General features: G+C 36.1%; 1 protein-coding gene. It reads right to left on the bottom strand.

Annotated features, from left to right (window positions below):
• Positions 1–188 precede the first annotated feature (188 nt).
• A complete protein-coding gene (locus C8K15_RS19990; RefSeq protein ID WP_108588133.1) occupies positions 189–839 on the bottom strand; it encodes a polysaccharide deacetylase family protein in 651 nt (216 codons plus the stop codon).
• Between the last annotated feature and the right edge of the window lie 442 nt (positions 840–1,281).

Here is a 1,281-nt window from a genome sequence, read left to right on the forward strand (position 1 = left end):
TGATTCGCTGGCACAAGTTGTTCTAAAGCAATCATTTCAATTTGATCTCGTTGAATTGCATTATGTTTTGTAAGCATTATTATCACCTCAAGATTTTATACTTCTATTATAAAAACAAAAAAGACTGTAGACAAACTCGATTTTATCGAGTTTGTCTACAGTCTGAAGCATCCAGTTGGATGCTTTTTTTATGGGAAAGTTTTTGTTTGTGTTTTATAGCCAAAAAGTGTTTCTTCTATAGAGACAAAAGGATGAGTTTTTTGGAAAGCAGTTAGCTCCTTAAGAGAAACGCGAGTTTTCTGATGTAATGCAACTGAAACGATATCCCCTTTTTGAATAGTAGGAGGATCACCAGCAGTCCATTTAATTGATGAGCTCACCATATTGATTTTGGAATCCCAAACTTGTTGCTTAAGTGGTTCTGGAAAAATATTATCCTTCGTCCGATACCACAGTGGAACAACGCCGAATTCTGACTGGAAAATTTCGATTTCCTTCTTTAGCAGTCCAAGATTTTCTTCATAATTTTTACTTTCTTGACCGAGTAAGCCAACTGGAATGTTTTTTTCTTTAATTTTTTTAACGATTAAAGGAGAACGTTCCATCCAATCTGCATCTAAAAAAAGTAGAGGATAAGGTTTTTCTAAATTCGTTATCCAGTCATCCACGTCTTCGCGACCGAATGATAGATCCACGGTTAATGTCACTCCGTGATTGCCTTTCATCAAGACGTCAGGTTGTTCAGTGACACGAAATACCGATGTCCATTGTTCTTTTTGTTGAATAAATATTAAGAAAACGAACACAATGATTAAGGTGATTAATATACGTTTTTTCATTTGATTCACAACCCTTCCTCAACTAGTTTATTTTTGTTCTTTAAAATTTATGATGATGTATTGACATTCATGTTTGAAGGATGGTAAGATACATAAGTCGCCAAAACATGCGGCAAACAAAAATAAAAAAGCAAAACTTTTTTGTTGACATGACATCAAGAATTTGCTAAGATATAAGAGTTGCTGTTGAAACAGTGACCAACACATGAACCTTGAAAACTGAACAGCAAAACGTCAACTAACAAGCGGAACGCATTTCAGTGCCGGAAGCAAAAACGTTTTTTTACGCCGACACCTGTCGGTATCGAAAACAAACTTGAACTTAACCGTTCATTATAAACGTCAAATTTTTGACGCCAGCAACAAAGTCGAGCTAATCGACTCACCATTATGGAGAGTTTGATCCTGGCTCAGGACGAACGCTGGCGGCGTGCCTAATACA

Origin of the sequence: Paenisporosarcina sp. OV554 (genome assembly GCF_003058165.1) — a bacterium.
Classification (GTDB): Bacteria; Bacillota; Bacilli; order Bacillales_A; family Planococcaceae; genus Paenisporosarcina.

What these genes read in the sequence shown, in the direction of transcription:
- C8K15_RS19990 (WP_108588133.1), bottom strand. Translation starts at nt 839, where the DNA reads ATGAAAAAACGTATATTAATCACCTTAATCATTGTGTTCGTTTTCTTA.